Source organism: Proteus sp. TJ1640 (assembly GCF_003144445.1).
Classification (GTDB): Bacteria; Pseudomonadota; Gammaproteobacteria; order Enterobacterales; family Enterobacteriaceae; genus Proteus; species Proteus penneri.
On record NZ_PENY01000021.1, the window covers coordinates 337,906 to 360,012 of the forward strand.

Sequence of the window (22,107 nt, forward strand, 5' to 3'; positions counted from 1 at the left end):
ATAACGTTTCTGAAAAGTGAATTTTTTGTTAACACTATTATCAGGTCAGACCTCTTTGGTGCTAGGAAATCATTTTGTCAGGAGCCGTTATGAAGTCATCAACGAACAGTGCTATGAAAGATCGCATCGCTATTGTCAGCGGGCTACGCTTACCTTTTGCTAAACAAGCGACTGCGTATCGAGGAATACCTGCGGTTGAATTAGGGCGTTCAGTGGTTCAAGAATTAGTAACTCGCAATGAAATTCCTCCTGAAATTATTGATCAACTTGTTTTCGGACAAGTGGTTCAAATGCCAGAAGCACCGAATATTGCCAGAGAAATTGTGCTTGGCGCAGGATTAAGTGTAAAAACGGATGCTTATAGTGTAACAAGAGCATGTGCAACAAGCTTTCAGGCGATAGCTAATATTGCTGAAAGTATGATGGCTGGGCACGTATCTGTTGGTATTGCTGGTGGTGCAGATTCGTCTTCAGTGTTGCCTATTGGTGTGAGTAAAAAACTTGCTGATGTTTTATTAAGCCTTAATAAAGCCAAATCATTAGGTCAACGATTAAGTTATTTAAGCCAATTACGATTTCGTGATCTCCTTCCTGTAGCACCAGCCGTTGCTGAATACTCAACTGGATTACGTATGGGAGATACGGCAGAACAAATGGCAAAGACTTATCATATTTCCAGAGTTGCTCAAGATGAATTAGCGCATCGTTCTCATCAATTAGCAACTAAAGCATGGGAAATGGGAAAACTAGATAATGAGGTGATGACCGCTTTTTTCCCGCCTTACAAAGAAGGTTTCCATCAAGATAACAATATTCGTAAAAATTCCGTTCTTGATTCTTACGCCAAGTTAAAACCTGCTTTTGATCGCCGCCATGGTAGTGTCACTGCCGCAAACAGTACGCCATTAACCGATGGTGCAGCCGCTGTATTAATGATGAAAGAATCTGTTGCTAAAAGTCTTGGCTATCAACCTTTAGGTTATTTGCGCAGTTATGCTTTTACAGCGACAGATGTCTGGAAAGATATGCTATTGGGGCCATCATATGCCACACCACTGGCACTTTCTCGCGCAGGTCTTGCATTAAGTGATTTAACGTTAATTGATATGCATGAAGCTTTTGCTGCACAAACACTCAGTAATTTGACACTGTTTGGTAGTGAGCGGTTTGCTAAAGAGCAACTAGGATTATCCAAGGCGATTGGAGAAGTGGATATGGATAAGTTTAATGTGCTAGGTGGTTCTATTGCTTATGGACATCCATTTGCTGCAACTGGTGCAAGAATGGTCACACAGACACTCCATGAGCTTAAACGACGAGGTGGAGGGTTTGGGTTGACCACTGCTTGCGCAGCGGGTGGATTGGGTGCTGCGATGATTTTGGAGGTGGAATAATGGAACAACAACAAACCACACTAGAAAAATCATCTGTTTTTCAATTCTCAGTTCGTAATGACAAAGTAGGTGTTATCACCATTGATGTTGTTGGTGAAAAAGTAAATACACTAAAAGCAGAATTTGTACAGCAGTTCCAAGATGTTTTGAAACAAGCGCAACAACATTCTGGTGTAAAAGGATTAATTATCACATCAGGTAAGGCAGATAGTTTTATTGCAGGTGCGGATATCTCCATGATTGCGGGTTGTCAAACTAAAGAAGAGGCGAGTGCACTCGCAAAAGCAGGGCAAGACCTTTTTACCCAACTCGAAAATTATCCATTACCTGTTGTGGCCGCTATCAATGGCGCATGTCTTGGTGGAGGGCTTGAATTGGCCTTAGCTTGTCATGGGCGAATTTGTTCTGATAATAACAAAACGCGTTTAGGGCTTCCTGAAGTGCAACTTGGATTACTGCCGGGTTCTGGCGGAACTCAACGTTTGCCCCGTCTTATTGGTGTGACATCCGCGTTAGATATGATATTAACGGGTAGACAAGTTAATGCGAAAAGAGCCTTAAAATTAGGCCTTGTAAATGATGTTGTTTCACAAGATATTTTATTAGAAGTTGCTGCTAAATGGATTTTATCGGGTAAAAAAGAGCAGAGAAAGCATTCGATGATGGATCGTTTCTGGGCAAACACAACTTTAGGGAGAAATATACTGTTTGGGCAAGCTAAAAAACGCACATTAGCAAAGACAAAAGGCCACTACCCAGCAGCTGAGCGTATTCTTCATGTTATAGAACGAGGTCTTGAAAAGGATATACAAACAGGGTTTAAAGAAGAGGCTAATGCGTTTGGTGAACTCGCTATGACTCCAGTTTCATCTGCATTAAGGCATCTCTTTTTTGCTTCTACGGCACTTAAAAATGAAACAGGATCATCTGAAAAGCCAGATAATTTACACCATATCGGTATTTTAGGTGGTGGATTAATGGGGGGAGGGATTGCCTTTGTTACAGCGACAAAAGGTAATTTACCAGCAAGAATTAAAGATATCAGCGATAAGGGAATTGCTCAGGCACTCAATTATAGTTGGAAAGCGCTTTCAGCTAAAATGAGTAAAAAAAGATTATCTGCACGCGAACGTCAGCGCCAAATGGGGCTGCTCTCTGGCTCTTTAGATTACAGCGGTTTTCATCAATCAAACATTGTTGTTGAAGCGGTTTTTGAAGATTTGGCTTTAAAACAAAAGATGGTTGCAGATATTGAAGAAGTAGGTAAAGGTAAAATTATTTTTGCTTCAAATACCTCTTCGCTTCCTATTCATAAAATTGCTGAAACAGCAAAATACCCAGAAAAAGTGATCGGACTTCACTATTTCAGTCCAGTGGAAAAAATGCCTTTGGTTGAAGTTATTCCACATGGAAGTACGGATGAAAAAACCATTGCTACAACAGTCGCTTTTGCTAAAAAACAGGGTAAAGTTGCAATAGTTGTTGGTGATAAACCTGGATTCTATGTTAACCGTATTCTGGCTCCTTATATTAGTGAAGCATTGACATGCTTAGTACAAGGAGAACCTATTGAAAATATTGATAAAGCACTTGTTCAGTTTGGTTTCCCTGTAGGGCCTATTCAGTTATTAGATGAAGTAGGTATTGATATCGGTACAAAAATAACGCCGATATTAGTAAATGCATTTGGTGAAAGATTTGCTTCTCCTCCTGCTGTTGATGCCATTATTGCTGATGATAGAAAAGGCCGTAAAAATGGACGAGGTTTTTATCTTTATGCAAAACATGCATTACCTTTCTCATTAGGTAAAAACAAAAAACAGCCTGATCCAACGATATATCGACTATTACAAATTAAGCCTAAAAAACAACACTCTTTCTCTGAAATTACAGAACGTTGTTTATTATTAATGCTAAATGAAGCAGTTCGTTGTTTAGATGAAAATATTATAAAGCAACCACGAGATGGTGATATAGGGGCTGTATTTGGTATCGGTTTCCCTCCTTTTTTTGGTGGCCCATTCCGTTATATGGACAGTATGGGAACAACAAAGGTGACAGAAAAGCTTAATCAACTTGCCGATAAATATGGAGAAAAATTTCGCCCTTGTGAACGTTTAGTTGAAATGGCTAAACGAAATGAACGTTTTTACGATTAATATCATCGCTTACCATTGCTTTTTCCTTTTGTGACATTTGTTTTGATTGAGGCGCTTAGGCGCCTTTTTTCTTGTGTTTTTTGCGTCAGATTAATAATTGATGAATTTTTAATAGAAAAAGAGGTCGAAAGTGTCAATGATAGCCAGATATGGCAAAATGATTATTCGAACATAAATTTAAAAACGAAGCTGTTTAGAATAAGATTCTAAAAATGATGTTAATTTGCAAACCAACGGTATGATCTTAAAAAGATCAGTAATGCTATTGCAATTAGGGTATTGAAGATTTTAGATGGGGATATATTGATTTAAATTGATTTAAATTAAGTATCTTAAAAGTGTAAATACCAGTAATTACAAAAATAAAATAGGTTTAATAATTTATTATGCAAATTTTTATTATGCGCCACGGAGAAGCAGCCATTGATGCTGCCAGCGATGCACTAAGACCACTGACTGATCGTGGAAAAAATGAATCAATAAAAATGGCTGAATGGATGACAAAGCAGGGACATACTATCGATTATGTTTTAGTCAGCCCTTATTTACGTGCTCAACAGACATTGGAAGCAGTAAAAGTCGATTTAGCACTACCTAGTAAAATAGAAACTGATGATGGACTTATCCCCGGAGGAAATCCTTCACATATTGCACATTACTTACGTGCCTTGGGGGATACAGGATATAAAAATATTCTTGTTATTTCTCACTTACCTTTGGTTGGCTATGTTGTTGCTGAACTTTGTCCGGCGGTATGTGCTCCTATGTTTTCAACATCAACCATTGCTTGTGTTGATTTTGATTTATCAAAAGGTTCAGGGGCGTTGTTATGGCAAGTATCACCTTCGACATTGAAATAAAATTTAAATGAATTAGCTGAGTAAGTAATTAACACCTTATTTCACCCGATAGGTGATTTAAGGGTTAATGCAATAGAGTTTTGGTTTAGCGGCGAGCAAGATCGTCGTTTTCTACTAAAACTAATAATGCAGCATCACCTCCCCATTCTTTTGGGGCTTGATGAAAAGCAATAACATCAGGGTGTTGCGCTAACCAAAGTGGTGTTTGCTGTTTTAAAATATGTTTGCCATGCCCATGCATAATACAGGCACAATAAACATGTTCTCGTCTACATGCTGCAATCAATGCGCCAATCTCTTGTTTTGCAATTAGCTGTGTTAATCCATGTAAATCTAGAAAAAATTCAGGTGTATAATCGCCACGACGTAGTTTTTTTAATTCATAAGCATTAGCGCCTTCTCTTAAATAGCGCATTGGGCCTTCTGTTGCTAAGTTAGGTTGAAATTCATCTGAAAAATAATAAGAGGCATCAACTTGTTCTTGTTGAAGACGTTCAACAGTGTAGTGTGTCACTTTCTTACGTTTTGGTGAATGAAGTATTTTATCTTGAGGTAATTTCTTAGTGCCTTTTATCATCTCCTGAAATAACTCAATTTCAGAAGGTGGTAATGAAAATTTTTTATTCATTTTTTACGATTCTTCATAGTGTTACTGTTTTTATAAGGCAATAGTACATGAAATAGTGTCAGAGATAAAAAAGTATAGGTTATAAATTTAACATAAAAAAAAGCAGGGAATTTACCCTGCCGAAATAGTCACATAGCTAGCAAATAGATGAATTAATGGCCTGAGGTTTCAGCACGTCGGCAGGCTTCAAATAAAAACCATGTACGACGTTCAGTTTCATCAATCCAATTTTCAATTAAACTTGCAGTAGATATATCATTATTTTCATCACACACCACATGCGCATTTCTTAATTCGGCTGCAAGTGATTGGTTATCTTGGCATAATTCAGCAAGCATATCTAAAGGTTCGACAAATTCTGCATTATTATCTTTAATACGTTGCATTTTTGAAATCTGACTAATAGAACGCAATGTCATACCACCAATTTTACGGACACGCTCTGCGATAGGATCAGTCATTGCAAATAATTGGTCACCTTGCTCATCTAACATTAGGTGGTAATCACGGAAATGAGGGCCACTTACGTGCCAGTGGAAATTTTTTGTTTTTAAATACAATGCAAAAACATCAGCTAAAATTGCATTCATTGCAGCACCGACCTCTTTTGTTGCTTTAGGGGTTAGGTCTGTGGGGGTTGTTAGAGAACGAGTTTGGAGTTTATGTGCATCATTAACTTCAGACTGGGTTAATTTTTTATTACTCATTCTTATCTCCTAAAAATCAAAGAAAGATTATTGAGAGAGCAATCTAATCAAGAAAATAACAAGTAGAGAATGAATATTTTTTGATGTAATTTATTTTCTGCTCAATAATAAATTTATGATTTTAAGTATGATCCCCTTTTTCATTATTTCTAGCTAAAGTCAAAAAATTAAACAAATATTCTTTGTTTTGATAATTTGATAATTTTTAATTTTGCTTGATTGTTTTTATTTAGTTTATATGACTTTATTTAGATGTCCTTTTGTAGTATTGGGGGATGAGAGAATTATTTAGTAATGTTTCCTTTTTTTATTTCTTAGCGCTGATTTATCATTATCTTCATGGCAAACTACAGACTTTCCATTTCTTCAGAGGACAACCATTTTGGATATAACACTAAAAGAGGAAGCAGTTGCTGATTTGAGCACGATCCTAGATATGCTACGTTGGGCTATGAGTCAGTTTAATTCATCTGATATTTATTATGGTCATGGCACAGATAACGCATGGGATGAAGCATTGCAGCTTGTATTGCCAACTATCGCACTTCCTTTAGATATTCCAGATGTGCTGTTATCGACTAAATTAACAACTTCTGAAAAACTGGAAATCATTACCCTTATTGAAAGCCGAATTGAGCAAAAGATCCCTGTTCCTTATTTAACTCATAGCGCTTGGTTCTGTGGTCACGAATTTTATGTTGATGAACGTGTTCTTATCCCTCGCTCTCCTATTGGTGAACTAATCAATAACCATTTTGATGGTTTAATTCAGCAAGAGCCAACACGTATTCTCGACTTATGCACGGGTAGTGGCTGTATTGCGATTGCTTGTGCTCATGAGTTTGAAGAGGCGGAAGTCGATGCAGTTGATATTTCTGAAGATGCACTGGAAGTAGCTGAATTTAATATCGAAAACCACGGGTTAGTGCATCGTGTTTATCCAATGCAATCAGATTTATTTAACGCTCTTGTCCCAACGCCTTACGATATTATTGTGACAAATCCTCCGTATGTTGATATCGAAGATATGGGTGATTTACCTGATGAATACCAAGTTGAACCTGAATTAGCATTAGCTTCGGGTATTGATGGCCTAGATATTACAAGACAAATTTTACTAAAGGCCCCTGAATATCTGAGTGAAAAAGGTATTTTAGTGTGTGAAGTGGGTAATAGTATGGTTCACCTTATAGAGCAATTTCCCGAGGTTCCATTTACATGGCTTGAGTTTGAAAATGGTGGAATCGGTGTCTTTATGCTGACTCGTGAACAGCTCGTCGAATATTCAGCGTGTTTTTCTATTGATAAACGTTGATGTAACAGTAATGAGACGGTAGATTGTTATTTATTGAAAATAACATATTGATAACATCACACAGTAAAAGATAGGAATAAAGGGATGGCAGGAAACAGTATCGGACAATTATTCAGAGTCACAACTTTTGGTGAGTCTCATGGTATTGCATTAGGTTGCATTGTTGATGGTGTACCTCCTGGATTACCTTTAACTGAAGCCGACTTACAAGTTGATTTAGATAGACGTAGACCCGGAACATCACGTTATACCACGCAACGCCGTGAACCTGATCAAGTTCGTATTTTATCAGGTGTATTCAATGGTGTTACAACAGGAACAAGCATTGGTTTACTGATTGAAAACACGGATCAACGTTCTCAAGATTACAGTGAAATCAAAGATGTTTTTCGCCCTGGTCATGCTGATTATACCTACGAACAAAAATATGGTTTACGTGATTATCGTGGTGGTGGACGCTCTTCTGCTCGTGAGACAGCAATGCGTGTTGCCGCTGGCGCAATTGCAAAAAAATATCTAAAAGAGAAATTGGGTATCGAAGTTCGAGGTTACCTATCTCAATTAGGGCCAATTACGTGTGAGCTTGTTGATTGGTCTATTGTCGAAAGTAATCCATTTTTCTGTCCTGATCCTTCGCGTTTAGATGCGCTAGATGAATATATGCGCGCATTGAAAAAAGAGGGCAACTCGATTGGCGCAAAAGTGACTGTGGTGGCAGAAGGGGTGCCAGTAGGATTGGGTGAACCTGTTTTTGACAGACTAGATGCAGATTTAGCGCACGCATTAATGAGTATCAATGCTGTTAAAGGAATTGAAATTGGTGATGGTTTCGGTGTTGTAACATTAAAAGGTACTGAAAATAGAGATGAACTCACTAAGAATGGTTTTACCAGTAATCATGCAGGTGGCATTTTAGGTGGAATTAGCAGTGGTCAGCCAATTGTCGCTCATATTGCTTTAAAACCAACGTCTAGTATTACTATTGCAGGTAAAACGATTAATCGTGATGGTGAAGAAGTTGATATGATAACCAAAGGTCGTCACGATCCTTGTGTGGGAATACGCGCTATCCCTATTGCAGAAGCAATGATGGCAATTGTATTACTCGATCATACATTGCGCCAACGTGGTCAATGTGGTGATGTTGTACCTCCACTAATGCAATGGTAATCATTCTAAGTCAATAACGAAGTCGATAAACTATTGTAAGTTTCATGTTAGCTTTAAAGGTGTGAGCGCCTAATTTTATTATGCTCAGATCGTGTTGTTGTGGCTTTTTTAAATAAATGAGATAAACACAGCAACACGCCCTTCATTCATTCCTAATAATTCGGATAGATAAATGGATTGGCTCTTTTCAGATGGCATCTACCTTCTTCTCTTCTTGGTGGCTTTAATCGCAGGTTTTATTGATTCAATTGCTGGTGGTGGTGGATTAATCACTATTCCAGCTTTGTTATCCGCTGGGATCTCGCCTGTTCAGGCTCTTGCAACGAATAAACTGCAATCAGTAGGTGGTTCATTTTCGGCTACGCTCTACTTTATACGTCGAAAGGTGATTGATTTAAGAGCGCAGCGATTTGCCATTTTAATGACGTTTATTGGTGCTGTTTCTGGTGCCATGTTGGTACAGTTTATTAATCCAGAAATTCTTAAACAAGCACTTCCTATTCTTACCATCGCTATCGGTTTCTATTTTCTTCTTACTCCATCAATCGGTGCTCAAGACAGTAAACAACGTATTGGCTATTATACTTTTGGTGCAATATTAGGCGGCGGTGTCGGTTTTTATGATGGTATTTTTGGGCCGGGTACAGGTTCTTTTTTCGCTTTAGGTTATGTCATGTTACTTGGATATAATCTTTCAAAAGCAACAGCTCATGCTAAATTACTCAATTTCACCTCTAATTTTGGCTCTTTACTGTTTTTTATTATTGGTGGGCAGGTTATTTGGACTATTGGTTTAGTTATGCTTTGTGGGCAGTTTATTGGTGCTCGCTTAGGTGCTGGTTTAGTCTTAACAAAAGGGCAAAAATTAATAAGACCTATGTTGGTCATTATCTCCTTTTTGATGAGCATCAAACTCATTAATGACAATCATGGCGATACTATTGCACTTTGGTTCTCTGCACTTTTTAATTAGGAATAAATGGTTTTTTTAAATGTCAGCACATCATTATCAACAGTTAATTGATATCTTTAATCAATGTTTTAGCGAAAGTTTCCAAACCCGTTTAGTTAAAGGGGATGATGAGCCAATTTATTTGCCAGCAAATGAAGAGACACCTTATCATCAAATTATTTTTGCTCATGGTTTTTATGCCAGCGCATTACATGAAATATCGCATTGGTGTATCGCCGGAGAGGCTCGTCGGCAACAAGTTGATTATGGTTACTGGTATTGCCCAGATGGACGAGATGAAACTACTCAAAAACAGTTCGAAGTTGTAGAAATCAAACCTCAAGCATTAGATTGGTTATTCTGCCAAGCTGCTGGTTATCCTTTTAATGTTAGTTGTGACAATTTAGAAGGTAACTTTGAACCTGATCGTTATGAGTTTAGAAATAAAGTGAGAGAACAAGTTCTCGCTTATTTACGAGACAAAAACACACCACCTCGTGCACAGCTATTTATTAATGCGTTACATTTGTTTTACAATACCCCAGAGCTAACGGAAGAGATGTTTCCTTATCAGGAAAATCCTTTAGTTAATTAAGGATTGCGAGAATAACTATCGCCTATCCACTGTGAAGGTTTTACCCAATAGGGTGGAGTCTGAAGTAGTAAGGTTGCTGGAACACACGTATTTATGCTTTGCTAATACAAGGTAAATATAAAAGATAGCAACATTATATATTGAGGATAAATAATGCTTTCTGAGTATGAAGCGTACTTATTAGATAAAATTGATAGCCGTGTTGAACATGCCACTGACGATGAGTTATTTGCAGGTGGGTATTTACAAGGTCATATTACACTAGCTATTGCTGAACTAGAGCAAGAAAATAACACACAGTTAGAAGCGTTAAGAGCGCGTGTAGAAGAGAGCATTCAAAAGGCGATAAAAGCAGGTGAACTTTCACCTCCAGATCAAGCGTTAGTTTTATCTACATGGCATGATTTAGTTAACTCAATAAATTAATTTGGCATGTCGATTAAGAGAACAACCGGCATAAATCGGTTGTTTTTTCTTTCTTAATATTTTATTAAACTCAAGTCGTTAAGTTATATTTAAGATATTTACTGTTGAATTAGATTGGTTTTTATACAAAAATTGATCCTCACTATTTATCAATTGTTTTTATTTGATTTTTCAAAGTCGATGTATCTCTCATTGATTAAGCATAATAGTGCTATCTTTTGTAACTCCTTGCCATTTCTGTAAAATTACTTTTAAATGTTTTTTAGGAATGTTTCTCGGGATGCAAATGATTTGCATAGAATATTTATGATAAGGATAACGATACGATGAAAAATTTCTTTAAAATAGGCCTACTGACTAGTGCTGTTTTATTTTTATCTTCTTGTGATCAATTTGATTTAGATAATAAAAAAAATAAGTTTTATTACAGTAATCCAAGTGAGAAAGTCATTAGTTTTAGCGTTGATGGTAAAGAATATCAGGTTGAGCCAGGTAAAAATGGTTACATAACGCTGTCTCCTGGTGAGCATAATTTAACAGATAGCGCCGGTAATAATGCTCGATTTATGGTTTATGATCATAATAATGGTGGCATATTAAATCCTGATAATTTCATGTATTACACCCTTTCTGAAGTTTATGCCGTAAAGGGAAAAACAAACCAATTTAAACCTGTTGATTACCCCGTTATTATTAATGGCTATGAATTTGAACTTCCAGTGCGTAGCACTAATGCCACATTAATTGATGGTAATGTTTTTCAGTGTACTTATGCTTTAGGTGAGCCATTTCCTAATGAGATCCGTACTCGTAATAAAAATAATGACGGTAGTATAAAAAATAAATGCTTTGATAAACCTGAATTTGTTAAATATATTTCAGCGGAATACAGTAAAGATTTAGCTCCGTTTACTCAAGAAGATGAGTATAACGATTCTGTTAACCTTGATTTAGACTATATGTTACCGACAGCAGAATTTACTGATCCTGATATTCAAGCCGATGCAGAAGAGCTAGTGTCATTATTAAATCAAATTCAAGAAAGTGATGATCCAAAGATCCATAACGCATTAAAAGATAAACTTTATAAGGCGACACTTGCTGTCTCTAGCACGTATGCTAATAGAGTGGTGAAAGACTCGGTAGAAGACAACAAGTATTACAACCATTTTATGGAAGAGAGTGGTAAATTTCAATCTTACGGTATATTACCTAAAAAGTAAGGTATTCAAAGAGTAAAAAGCTATCCAATGCAATTATAAGCCATCCAATCGGGTGGCTTTTTTAACGTATTTAATTCACTAAAGAATAAGAATATCACTGGAAATCTCTATGACAACAACACAAACCAAAATAAAAAATAACGATATTACTCTTCGCCCCACACAAATTGATGATGCAATTAAATTACCCATTATCGAGCAATCAGCAGGGCAATTATTTAGCACCTTAGAAGATTTAAGTTGGATAAGCGAAAGTGGCGTACAAAGCGTTGAAAAACATTTACTCTTTATTAACCATAAAGGGCATTGGGTAGCTGTTAATAGTGAGAATGACCCCGTTGGTTTTATTATGACGAAGCCATTACCAGAAAGTTTATTTATTCATGAACTCTCAGTCAGCCAAGATTGGCAAAATAGGGGGATTGGTAAATTACTTATTCAAAAAGTAAAAGATGAAGCCAAACTACATAAGTTTGATGCTGTTACGTTGACAACATTTCGCCATGTTCCTTGGAATGCACCGTATTATCAACGATTAGGTTTTTCTATTTTACCAGAAAACGAAATTCCTCATTCTTTGCAAGAAATCTTAGATGATGAAGTTGAAAGTGGGGGTTTTGTAAAAGAAATGCGCTGTGCAATGAAGTTTGAGGTTTAGTTTCTCTTTTGATGCGATGATGTCGGATCTCACAATGAGTGGAGTAAAAAGTAAAAATAAGCGAGCTAAGCAACCAAGGCCGGCTGCTTATACCTTTTATTTCACTTCAATTGATTTTCCTCGCAGTAATGCTCTTACCCAAAAACGATTAGGATGTAAGGCATTCAACACATTATCTTCAACGGGAAAAGGTTCATCAAAAATTTGGCTTGCAAGAATTTCGGCGGATAAAGGTGCTGAACATAATCCACGAGAGCCTAATGCACTGATAATATAAAGTTGATGATAAGCAGGCGCTAAAGCGGGAGTTTGTCTTCTACGCTTAAATCTATCTAAATGCGTGTATGCTACTCGCAATTTTTCAAAATCAGGCACTTCGCCTAATAACGGTAGGTGATCGCGAATAGTACAACGAATACCTATTCGCGCTTTATTTTGGCTAAAATCAACTTCTTTAACCCAAGGCGCTTTGGCTAAACACTGTATAAGATGAGCTTGGTTGTTTTCTTGCTCTTGAGTTGAGATAGCTAAATCTAAGCGATCGCGACGAAAGCTTGCCCCTACACAATGCAAATTATCTTGGTTATCAACCGGTGTAAAATAGCCATCATAACAAAGAACGGTTTTTAACTTTGATAATGTTTTTGTTGTTGGAATATGACTAACTTGGCCTCTGACTGCGCTAATGGGTAATTTGGCACTTTGAGTAAAGTCTATAATTCTATGACCATTCGCCAAAATAACGCAATCATGTTGTGATTGAAGATGTATCGTACTCTCTCCATCATGATGAACAACATCTAAGCACCAAGATGTATCCTGTGCACTTATTTGAGTGACTTGATGATTAAAGCGCAACGTTAAGCCTAATTTTTCAGCATATTTTAATGTATTGATTGTGAGCTCAGTCGGGGAAAGCCAGCCGGCTTGTGGATAAAACAATGCATCACAATTAATATCTATTCCGCTGATTTTATTAACTTCATCTTCATTGAGGTAACACGCTATTTGAGCAAAAGGTATGGAATTATCCATAATTCTCTGTGCTTTTTTACGAACTTTCTCGTTATAAATAACCTGAGCAACACCAGACCATTGATGTGAAAAAGGAATGCCTGCTTTACTCAGATTGTCATAAGTGCGATGAGCGAATAGAAATGCGGTTGTAAAAAATTGCTCTAGTTCATCGGATTTGCCATTGAGTAATGGATATAACACGCCTTGTCGATTGCCTGAGGCATTAGTTGCAGGTTGTTTATCTTCACAATATAAGGTGACATTGGCGCCTCTTCTTAAGCAAGAAAGTGCGATAAAGGTGCTAGCAATACCCCCGCCTATAATAGCGATATCTTGTGCTTGTGTTGCATGAGGCCGTGCATAATAAGGTAGATATTCAGGGGTGGGAGAATGAGGGAATACACCTGTCAGCATCTCTCTTTTTTGCCCAAATCCTTTGATTTTAGTTATCTCAAAACCAACACGTTGTAAACCTCGTTTGACAATCCCGGCAGCGGTAAATGTTGCAAATGTGCCGTTTTCTCTCATTGAGTCAGCCATTGATTGGAAGAGCGTTTCACTCCACATCTGTGGGTTTTTCGAAGGAGCAAAACCATCTAAGAACCATGCATCCACTTTGTTATGTAATGCTTGGCGAGTTTGCGGTAACAAGATGTTGATATCACCAAACCATAAATCCAGTGTAATTGTCCCATCAGCAAGGATAATGCGGTGACAACCCGCAATAGCTAATGGCCATTGAGAACAAAGCGCTTGTGAATATTTTTCGAGTTCAGGCCAATGACCATGCGCAGATTGTAAGTCACTTTTTGTAAGAGGAAATTTCTCAAAACTTACATAATGAAGACGTTTTAAACAAGAGTCAGGCGATGCTTGTCTAAATTGCTCGAAAGCTTGCCATAGTGTTAAAAAATTAAGCCCAGTACCAAAACCTGTTTCTGCGATAATACATTCAGAGCGTACATGTGTACCGAAACGTGATGGAAAATGATTTCCATGTAAGAACACATGTCGAGTTTCTTCTAGACCGTCTTGATTTGAAAAGTAAATATCGCCAAATTGCTCAGAGATAGGTGTACCAAGTTCATTCCAACTTAAAGACGCGGTATTTATCGGGCTATTATTCACGAAACTGCCTGTATTTCTCGAAAAAATTAACAGATATCTTAGCGCCGTTAGGTAGTCTGTACCAGCCTTAAAGGGAAAAGTGTTTTATCAGCCTATCTCTATTTTTGTAAAAAAGATCCTGATCGGACTTGTTCGGCGTACAAGTGTACGCTAAAGTGCTACTCAGAAATCCCGCAGCTACAACTATTATTGTAAAGAGGTATGAATGAAGCGCGCAGTGATCACGGGTCTGGGTATTGTTTCGAGCATTGGTAATAACCAGAAAGAAGTGCTGGATTCTTTAAAAGAAGGTCGTTCCGGGATAACTTTCTCAGAAGAATTTAAAGAGATGGGGCTTCGTAGCCACATTTGGGGCAACGTTAAGCTTGATACTGAAGGTCTTATTGACCGTAAAATCCGCCGTTTTATGAGCGACGCATCGGTTTATGCCTATTTATCTATGCAAGAAGCGATAGCAGATTCAGGTCTGAGTGAAGACCAAGTTTCTAATATTCGTTCAGGTTTAGTCGTAGGGTCTGGTGGTGGTTCTCCACGTAATCAGGTTCAAGGTTCTGATGGCATGAGAGCAAAAGGTCTACGTGGCGTAGGTCCTTATATGGTGACTCGTGCAATGGCATCGGGTGTTTCAGCGTGTTTAGCAACACCTTTTAAAATTAAAGGCGTTAACTATTCAATCAGTTCTGCTTGTTCAACATCAGCACACTGTATTGGTCACGCCGTTGAGCTTATCCAATTAGGCAAACAAGACGTTGTGTTTGCAGGTGGTGGCGAAGAGTTAAGTTGGGAAATGACCTGCGAATTTGACGCAATGGGCGCACTTTCAACCAAATATAACGACACACCAAGTAAAGCTTCCCGTACTTACGATAAAAACCGTGATGGTTTTGTTATCGCTGGTGGTGGCGGTATTGTGGTTGTTGAAGAGTTAGAGCACGCATTAGCGCGTGGCGCACATATTTATGCTGAAGTTGTGGGCTATGGCGCAACTTCCGATGGTGCAGATATGGTTGCTCCTTCAGGTGAAGGTGCTGTGCGTTGTATGCAAATGGCAATGCAAGATGTTGAGAAAGTTGATTACATCAATACACATGGTACTTCAACGCCAGTGGGTGATTTAAAAGAGTTGGAAGCTATCACTGAAGTATTTGGTACACATACACCAGCTATTTCAGCCACTAAAGCGATGACTGGCCACTCATTAGGTGCGGCTGGTGTACATGAAGCAATTTATAGCTTATTGATGTTAGAGCACGGTTTTATTGCACCAAGCATTAATATTGAAGAATTAGACGATAAAGCACAGGGTATGAATATCATTACTCAGCCAACAGAACAGAAGTTGGAGACTGTAATGTCAAATAGCTTTGGTTTTGGTGGTACTAATGCTTCATTAGTCATGAGTAAATATAAAAATTAGTTGGTTATACTTATACTTTCTTATTAAAAAAGCAGGCTTCATTTTAATGGAGTCTGCCTTTTTATTTTAAAATCACAAGTTAAAATAAATTATTATTCTAATAAAGATACTTTTCACATAAAAAAATATTTAAAAAAGATTATATAAATAATCTTTAAAAGGCCTTTCTAATAGTTACTTATTTTTATTATTATAAAAAAATAGATGATTTTTATAACTGATTGTTTTAAATGATTAAATAAAGTCAATTGTGTTTTATTTCAATCGTTTGATTTTATTGTAACTAAAGTCACTAAATGTTTTGTTTTATATGAAGTTAGGTTAATAGAAAGGACTAATAGGACAAAAAGAGCTGTAAAAAATTGATCTGGATTATTTTATTATGAATAAGTAGAAGCTATTTAATATAAAAGTTGGTAATGTTTGCTACGGATACTTGTATTACTTTATATTTTATACTTTGATTTCTTGTGTCAGTTTTATTTATTAAACCGAACATTATGAATGTGACCGGCTAAGAATTTAGCCGGCATTTTTTATTGTTGTCTTTTTGACATTGACTCACATCTCCTGATGACAATCTGCTTTTTTTTGAGCAGACTGACGTCGGAAATTTAGTGGTGTTCTAAGTTGTTGCACTAAGAGCACACCTAGTAACACAATCCCCCCACCCACTAAGTGATAACTATGCATTTCTTCACCAAGAAGTGCGATAGCAATCATTGCAGTAAATAATGGCATTAGGTTCATAAAAATAGAGGTTGTGTTTGCACCTAATTTCATCACACCTAAAATCCACAGATAAGGTGCAAGAATAGAAGCTCCGATACCTGCAAAGATAACCAATCCAATATTATCTTTTGTTAATGCAACACTTTCGGCAAGAAAGAAGTTTGGCAATAATAACAGGACACCAAATCCAATTTGCACATAAAGTGATTGCCAGTTAGGTAGTGTGATTGACCATCGTTTTGTTAATACACCATAAAGAGCGTATGACGCCGAAGCTATAAACATCATCAATTCACCATAACCCAAGCCTTGGGAAAGTAACTGAGAGGGTTCGCCACGGCTAATTAGCCAAACTAAGCCACTAATTGAAAGCACAGTGCCTAAAACAATACCTACCGTAGGTACAACACGTAAAACAAAAATACTAATAATGACGGTTAATAATGGGATAAGAGAGTTTAGTATTCCCATAAATGTTGCGCTAACATAATGTGCAGCATAATAAGCCAAACTCTGGTACATCACCATTCCTAATGCACCAAGAATAAATAATTTCCACCAATATTGTTTGACGGTTTTACGATGATGCCAAACTGGCATAATCAAAAAAGGTGTCATAATTAAAAAGGCGAGAAACCAACGATAAAAAGAGATAGCCGCAGGATCGATAACAGACGCAGCTGCTTTATTTACGACGGCATTAATGGACCAGATCAGTACCGCTAAAAGCGGAAATATTGCGTTTTTCATTGTTCTCACATCTATTTTTAAACCAGGTCGCTATTGTAAGCCTGTCTGATTAGATATATATAATGAAAACCAGACAACAGATAGGCCAATAAAGACAACATGACAAGAGAACAACATAACGATGACAATTGAACAACAAAAAATGCAATGGTTATTGTCTGATCCAGATACAGTCCGATTTCGTGATGAGCAACTATTAGCTGAAACTGAGTTTGTTTATCATCAGCATGACTTTGGTCAGTTACTTTATGTGATCTCTGGTGTTATGGATTTAGAAGCCGGAGGACAGCGGTTTTTAGCACCACCAGAATTTAGTGTATGGATCCCCAAAAATATAGGGCACGCTAGTTACAATAAAAAAACACTCTCTTTTAAAGTGCTAGATATCGCACCAAGTTGGAGTGATGAATTATTAGATAAACCTTGTTTGATCCAATTAAGTGCTATTTTTTCAACCATATTTTCCGACTTCTTTCATCGTGGTGTGTGTAAACCACAAACAGAAGAAGATTTTCGCTTAGCCCAAGTATTGATTGATCAACTTAAAGTTTCGCCAATACATCATACTTACTTACCCTCTTCTAAAGATAAATTACTTGCTCCCATACTTTCTGTATTAGAGCAGGATCCAGCGGATAATACCTCATTAGAAGAATGGGCTAAAAAACGTTATACCTCAGAAAGAACACTCTCTCGTCGTTGCCAACAAGAATTAGGTATGTCATTTAGTGAATGGCGTAAACGTCTACGCTTTTTACATGCAATTTCTTTACTAGAGCAAGGGAAAAGTGTGAATGAAATTGCATTTGATGTTGGATATAGCTCTTCATCTTCTTTTATTGCGATGTTTCAACAATTTGCTGGTACAACACCCGAACGTTTTCGTCGATTATCTAATTGTTAAGCTTTCTTTTCATTTATTTACTTAAAATCTAGGAGGATTTTACTGTCAATAATAGGCTTTGCGGTGAATAAGTGGCAAAATAGACCGCTTAATTTTATTTTTCTATTGATTGTTTACACACATAAATACCAAATCAGTGAGATAACACCGTGAAAATTCTGGTTGATGAAAATATGCCTTATGCGGAACAACTTTTCCGCCAATTAGGTGAGGTAAAAGCTGTTTCTGGGCGCCCATTACCTACTGATGAGCTTAATGATTCTGATGCCTTAATGGTGAGATCAATTACTAAAGTCAATGAATCCTTATTATCAGGCAAGCCAGTGAAATTTGTTGGAACGGCGACTGCGGGTTTCGATCATGTCGATATTTCATGGTTAGAACAGCAACAAATTGGTTTTTCATCAGCCCCAGGCTGTAATGCTATTGCGGTCGTTGAATATGTATTTTCGGCACTGATGATGCTAGCAGAGCAAGATGGCTTCCAATTAACCGATAAAGTCGTCGGTATTGTGGGTGTGGGAAATGTAGGTGGACGGTTAGCTACACGTTTACGTGCATTGGGTGTCAATGTATTACTTTGCGATCCACCTAGAGCAGATAATGGTGATAATGAAGAATTTCATTCATTGGAAACGCTATTAGAAAAAGCAGACATTCTGACTTTCCATACACCTCTCAATAAATCAGGTCCATACAAAAGTTATCATTTAATTAATGAGAGCAACCTCGAAAAATTACCTGAAGGACGTATTTTAATTAATGCGAGTCGTGGCGAGGTTGTTGATAATCAAGCATTATTGTCTGTACTCGAGAAAGGTAAGTCTTTACGTGTGGTATTAGATGTTTGGGAGCCAGAGCCTGATCTTTCTATTGAATTATTAAATAAAGTCGATATAGGTACCCCACATATTGCGGGTTATACCTTAGAAGGCAAAGCACGCGGTACAACACAAGTATTTGAGGCTTACTGTGATTTTATTGGACAGCCTCAACAAGTTGAATTATCAACCTTGTTGCCAGCACCGACTATTTCAACAATTTCAATACAAGGTGAGTTAACACAAACACTTTTAAAACAACTGATCCACCTTGTTTATGATGTGCGTCGTGATGATGCACCATTACGAAAGGTAGCAGGTATAAAAGGGGAGTTTGATAAATTACGCAAACTTTATCCTGTACGTCGTGAATGGTCTTCACTACATGTAATTTGTGATAACCAAACTACGGCCAATACATTAAGTGCGATTGGTTTTAGTGCTACATACAAAAGTGCGACACGCAAATAAAGCACAACATTATTTTTAAAATTTATGGTATTGGAGGATATCTTATGGGAGAAGGTTGGAATATCGCAGTTGTTGGTGCAACAGGCGCTGTTGGTGAAGCGATTTTAGAACTGCTACAAGAGCGTGAATTTCCCATTGGTGAACTGACGGCAATCGCAAGTGAAGACAGTATTGGAAAATCAGTGCGTGTAAACAGTAAAAGTGTTGCTGTTCAAGGTATTTACAATATCGAATGGGCAGATATTCAATTAGCTTTTTTTGCGGCGCCAACAGAAATCAGTGCGCAATACGCACAACAAGCCGCTGATGCTGGCTGTATTGTTATTGATTGTAGTGGCATCTTTGCAATGGATTGGGATGTGCCATTGGTTGTTCCTGGTGTGAACAGTGCAATGCTAGCGGAATATCGTACGCGTAATATTGTTTCTATTGCTGATAGCATGGTGAGCCAATTATTACGTGCCATTAATCCACTAACAGAGTCTGCGGGTTTAACGCGCCTTAGTGTGACTAACTTAATGTCTGTTTCTCGTTTTGGGAAACAAGCCGTAGATGAACTCGCAGGGCAAAGTGCTCGTTTACTTAACGGTATTCCTCCTGAATTAGGCCGTTTTAATAAGCAATTGGCATTTAATATTTTACCTTTAATGGTTGATGACGAAGGTTCTATACAAGAAGAGCGTCGTATGGTTGATCAAATTCGTAAAATTTTACAAGATGAAGGCTTGCCAATTTCTGTGACTACACTGCAAGCGCCTGTTTTCTATGGTAATGCACAGTCAGTACAATTAGAAACCTCACGCCCAATGGGAAGTGATGAAGCACGTGAAACATTACAAGAAAGTGAAGATCTTAATATCAGTGATGAAAATGATTTTCCAACACAAGTCACTGATGCATCTGGTAATGTGAGTTTGAATTTAGGCTGTTTCCGTAATGATTATGGTATGCCAGAAGCTTTGCAATTTTGGTCAGTAGCAGATAACGTGCGCTTTGGCGGGGCATTAATGGCTGTTGAAGTAGCAGAGCAATTAATGCAGGAGCAGTTTTACTAATGAATGCGCAAGTGAGTGCTGAAGTGGCAGAACAGCCTTTGACTGAGTCAGCGGTTACTTCTGAAAGCACAACAATCAAAATTGCTTTAGGCGTTGAATATGATGGTAGTCGCTATTATGGCTGGCAACGCCAAAATGAAGTGCGCAGTGTACAAGAACGGCTAGAAAAAGCACTTTCACAAGTGGCTAATGAGCCTATATCTGTGTTTTGTGCGGGAAGAACTGATGCTGGCGTACATGCAACGGGACAAGTTGTCCATTTTGAAACAACTGCGCACCGCAAAGATCCTGCATGGACAATGGGAGTTAACACTCATTTACCTGCGGATATCGCTGTACGTTGGGTAAAAACAGTTGCTGATGATTTTCATGCTCGCTTTAGTGCAACGGCAAGACGTTATCGCTATGTTATTTTTAATCATCGCTATCGTCCCGCTATATTATCATCTGGAGTGACGCATTTTCATTACCCTTTAGATGCTGAGCGTATGCACCAAGCTGCGCAATGTTTACTGGGTGAAAACGATTTTACCTCTTTTAGAGCCGTTCAATGTCAATCGCGAACGCCATGGCGTAACGTTATGCATATCAATGTTTCTCGATATGGTGACTATGTTGTTGTGGACATTAAAGCGAATGCGTTTGTTCATCATATGGTGAGAAATATTGTTGGCAGCCTTTTAGAAATAGGGTGTGGCAATCAGGATATTACTTGGATGGCTGAATTATTAGCCTTAAAAGACAGAACTAAAGCCGCTGCAACAGCTAAAGCGAATGGATTGTATTTAGTTTCTGTGGATTATCCTGATCATTTTGAATTACCAAAACCTGCAATGGGCCCACTATTTTTAGCGGATAACCCTATTGAGATATCTCAATCATAAAGACACCCAGTTTTCTGAGGATTTATGGATATATTAACGCAATTTGTTGATCTGATAAAATTTCTAATTGATTTTATTTTACATATTGATGCGCATTTAGCAGAGCTTGTCGCGCAATATGGTACATGGGTCTATGCCATTTTGTTTCTAATTGTTTTTTGTGAAACAGGGCTTGTGGTAACACCTTTCTTACCTGGAGACTCCTTATTATTCGTTGCTGGCGCTTTAGCTTCATTAGAAACCAATGATGTGAATGTCCATATTATGGTTTTACTGCTACTTTGTGCTGCCATTTTAGGTGATGCAGTAAACTATTCTATAGGGCGACTTTTTGGCGAAAAGCTATTTAGTAAGCCTAATTCACGTATTTTCCGTCGTGAATATCTGGATAAAACCCATGCTTTTTATGAAAAACATGGTGGTAAAGCGATTATTTTGGCAAGATTCGTGCCGATTATCCGAACTTTTGCGCCATTCGTTGCAGGAATGGGAAAAATGTCATATCGTCATTTTGCCTTTTATAATGTTACTGGGGCAATTGCATGGGTACTGCTATTTACTTATGCGGGATACTTTTTTGGTGACTTAGATATAGTTCAAAAGAACTTAAAATTGCTAATTGTTGCCATTATTGTTATTTCTATTTTACCGGGCGTCATTGAGATCATACGCCATCGCAGAGCGAGCGCAAAAGCGAAGAAAGAAAGTGATAGCAAAGAGGTTTGAGCAGTTATCATTAGTTTTTGCCGTAGAATAGCCATAATAAAGAGATGCGCTGAAATTCAGTAAGCGGTATCATCATAAACTTTGCTAACCACACAGCCAGTGCATTGTGGTTGAT

20 protein-coding genes are annotated in these 22,107 nt (G+C 37.7%); 16 read left to right on the forward strand and 4 right to left on the reverse strand.

The window, feature by feature from the left end; genetic code table 11:
- Positions 1-89: 89 nt before the first annotated feature.
- The 3 genes from fadI to sixA all read left to right on the forward strand — a co-directional run bounded on the left by fadI (position 90) and on the right by sixA (position 4,413).
- Positions 90-1,394, forward strand: a complete 1,305-nt coding sequence (gene fadI / locus DK861_RS09035) for an acetyl-CoA C-acyltransferase FadI (RefSeq protein ID WP_006533377.1) — start codon at positions 90-92, stop codon at positions 1,392-1,394.
- Complete coding sequence (fadJ, locus tag DK861_RS09040) at positions 1,391-3,553, forward strand: fatty acid oxidation complex subunit alpha FadJ (protein ID WP_109399921.1); 2,163 nt, start codon at positions 1,391-1,393, stop codon at positions 3,551-3,553. Before fadI ends, fadJ begins: the two co-directional genes overlap by 4 nt.
- 386 nt (positions 3,554-3,939) lie before the next feature.
- Positions 3,940-4,413: a phosphohistidine phosphatase SixA gene (gene sixA, locus DK861_RS09045; RefSeq protein ID WP_109399874.1), complete on the forward strand. Its 474-nt coding sequence runs from the start codon at positions 3,940-3,942 to the stop codon at positions 4,411-4,413.
- A gap of 85 nt (positions 4,414-4,498) precedes the next feature.
- Here sixA and smrB read toward each other — a convergent pair whose 3' ends face one another.
- Complete coding sequence (smrB, locus tag DK861_RS09050; RefSeq protein ID WP_109399875.1) at positions 4,499-5,041, reverse strand: endonuclease SmrB; 543 nt, start codon at positions 5,039-5,041, stop codon at positions 4,499-4,501.
- A 152-nt stretch (positions 5,042-5,193) separates the two neighbouring features.
- Positions 5,194-5,748, reverse strand: coding sequence for a DNA starvation/stationary phase protection protein (locus tag DK861_RS09055; RefSeq protein ID WP_072063209.1), 555 nt, complete (start codon positions 5,746-5,748; stop codon positions 5,194-5,196).
- A gap of 382 nt (positions 5,749-6,130) precedes the next feature.
- Here DK861_RS09055 and prmB point away from each other — a divergent pair, with 382 nt between their 5' ends.
- From prmB to DK861_RS09090, 7 genes are all read left to right on the forward strand, one after another.
- Positions 6,131-7,063 (forward strand): 50S ribosomal protein L3 N(5)-glutamine methyltransferase, encoded by a 933-nt coding sequence (gene prmB / locus DK861_RS09060; RefSeq protein ID WP_109399876.1) that lies wholly within the window; start codon positions 6,131-6,133, stop codon positions 7,061-7,063.
- 84 nt (positions 7,064-7,147) lie between these two features.
- Positions 7,148-8,233, forward strand: a complete 1,086-nt coding sequence (aroC, locus tag DK861_RS09065; protein ID WP_109399877.1) for a chorismate synthase — start codon at positions 7,148-7,150, stop codon at positions 8,231-8,233.
- Positions 8,234-8,405: 172 nt separating this feature from the next.
- Entirely contained in the window at positions 8,406-9,206 is an 801-nt protein-coding gene (locus tag DK861_RS09070; RefSeq protein WP_072063206.1) for a sulfite exporter TauE/SafE family protein, read from the forward strand.
- Between the two features lie 19 nt (positions 9,207-9,225).
- Positions 9,226-9,780 (forward strand): elongation factor P hydroxylase, encoded by a 555-nt coding sequence (locus DK861_RS09075; protein ID WP_109399878.1) that lies wholly within the window; start codon positions 9,226-9,228, stop codon positions 9,778-9,780.
- 153 nt (positions 9,781-9,933) lie between these two features.
- Entirely contained in the window at positions 9,934-10,206 is a 273-nt protein-coding gene (locus DK861_RS09080) for a YfcL family protein (protein ID WP_006533359.1), read from the forward strand.
- A 326-nt stretch (positions 10,207-10,532) separates the two neighbouring features.
- Positions 10,533-11,429 carry a hypothetical protein gene (locus DK861_RS09085; protein WP_109399879.1) on the forward strand — a complete coding sequence of 299 codons (897 nt, stop codon included), beginning with the start codon at positions 10,533-10,535 and terminating at the stop codon, positions 11,427-11,429.
- A 109-nt stretch (positions 11,430-11,538) separates the two neighbouring features.
- Positions 11,539-12,087, forward strand: coding sequence for a GNAT family N-acetyltransferase (locus DK861_RS09090; RefSeq protein WP_109399880.1), 549 nt, complete (start codon positions 11,539-11,541; stop codon positions 12,085-12,087).
- A gap of 96 nt (positions 12,088-12,183) precedes the next feature.
- On the opposite strand, the gene mnmC is transcribed toward DK861_RS09090, so the two are convergent.
- Entirely contained in the window at positions 12,184-14,232 is a 2,049-nt protein-coding gene (gene mnmC, locus DK861_RS09095) for a bifunctional tRNA (5-methylaminomethyl-2-thiouridine)(34)-methyltransferase MnmD/FAD-dependent 5-carboxymethylaminomethyl-2-thiouridine(34) oxidoreductase MnmC (protein ID WP_109399881.1), read from the reverse strand.
- Positions 14,233-14,437: 205 nt separating this feature from the next.
- Here mnmC and fabB point away from each other — a divergent pair, with 205 nt between their 5' ends.
- A complete protein-coding gene (fabB, locus tag DK861_RS09100) occupies positions 14,438-15,649 on the forward strand; it encodes a beta-ketoacyl-ACP synthase I (protein ID WP_006533354.1) in 1,212 nt (403 codons plus the stop codon).
- A gap of 561 nt (positions 15,650-16,210) precedes the next feature.
- On the opposite strand, the gene DK861_RS09105 is transcribed toward fabB, so the two are convergent.
- The gene (locus DK861_RS09105; RefSeq protein ID WP_072063201.1) at positions 16,211-17,131 is read right to left on the reverse strand and encodes an EamA family transporter; all 921 of its coding nucleotides are present in this window, start codon (positions 17,129-17,131) and stop codon (positions 16,211-16,213) included.
- A 121-nt stretch (positions 17,132-17,252) separates the two neighbouring features.
- Here DK861_RS09105 and DK861_RS09110 point away from each other — a divergent pair, with 121 nt between their 5' ends.
- From DK861_RS09110 to DK861_RS09130, 5 genes are all read left to right on the forward strand, one after another.
- Positions 17,253-18,035 (forward strand): helix-turn-helix transcriptional regulator, encoded by a 783-nt coding sequence (locus DK861_RS09110; protein ID WP_109399882.1) that lies wholly within the window; start codon positions 17,253-17,255, stop codon positions 18,033-18,035.
- A 149-nt stretch (positions 18,036-18,184) separates the two neighbouring features.
- Positions 18,185-19,327, forward strand: a complete 1,143-nt coding sequence (gene pdxB / locus DK861_RS09115; RefSeq protein WP_006533349.1) for a 4-phosphoerythronate dehydrogenase PdxB — start codon at positions 18,185-18,187, stop codon at positions 19,325-19,327.
- Between the two features lie 44 nt (positions 19,328-19,371).
- Entirely contained in the window at positions 19,372-20,382 is a 1,011-nt protein-coding gene (locus tag DK861_RS09120) for an aspartate-semialdehyde dehydrogenase (RefSeq protein WP_006533348.1), read from the forward strand.
- Positions 20,382-21,266, forward strand: a complete 885-nt coding sequence (gene truA / locus DK861_RS09125; RefSeq protein ID WP_006533347.1) for a tRNA pseudouridine(38-40) synthase TruA — start codon at positions 20,382-20,384, stop codon at positions 21,264-21,266. Before DK861_RS09120 ends, truA begins: the two co-directional genes overlap by 1 nt.
- A gap of 24 nt (positions 21,267-21,290) precedes the next feature.
- Complete coding sequence (locus DK861_RS09130) at positions 21,291-21,992, forward strand: DedA family protein (protein WP_109399883.1); 702 nt, start codon at positions 21,291-21,293, stop codon at positions 21,990-21,992.
- Positions 21,993-22,107 lie beyond the last annotated feature (115 nt).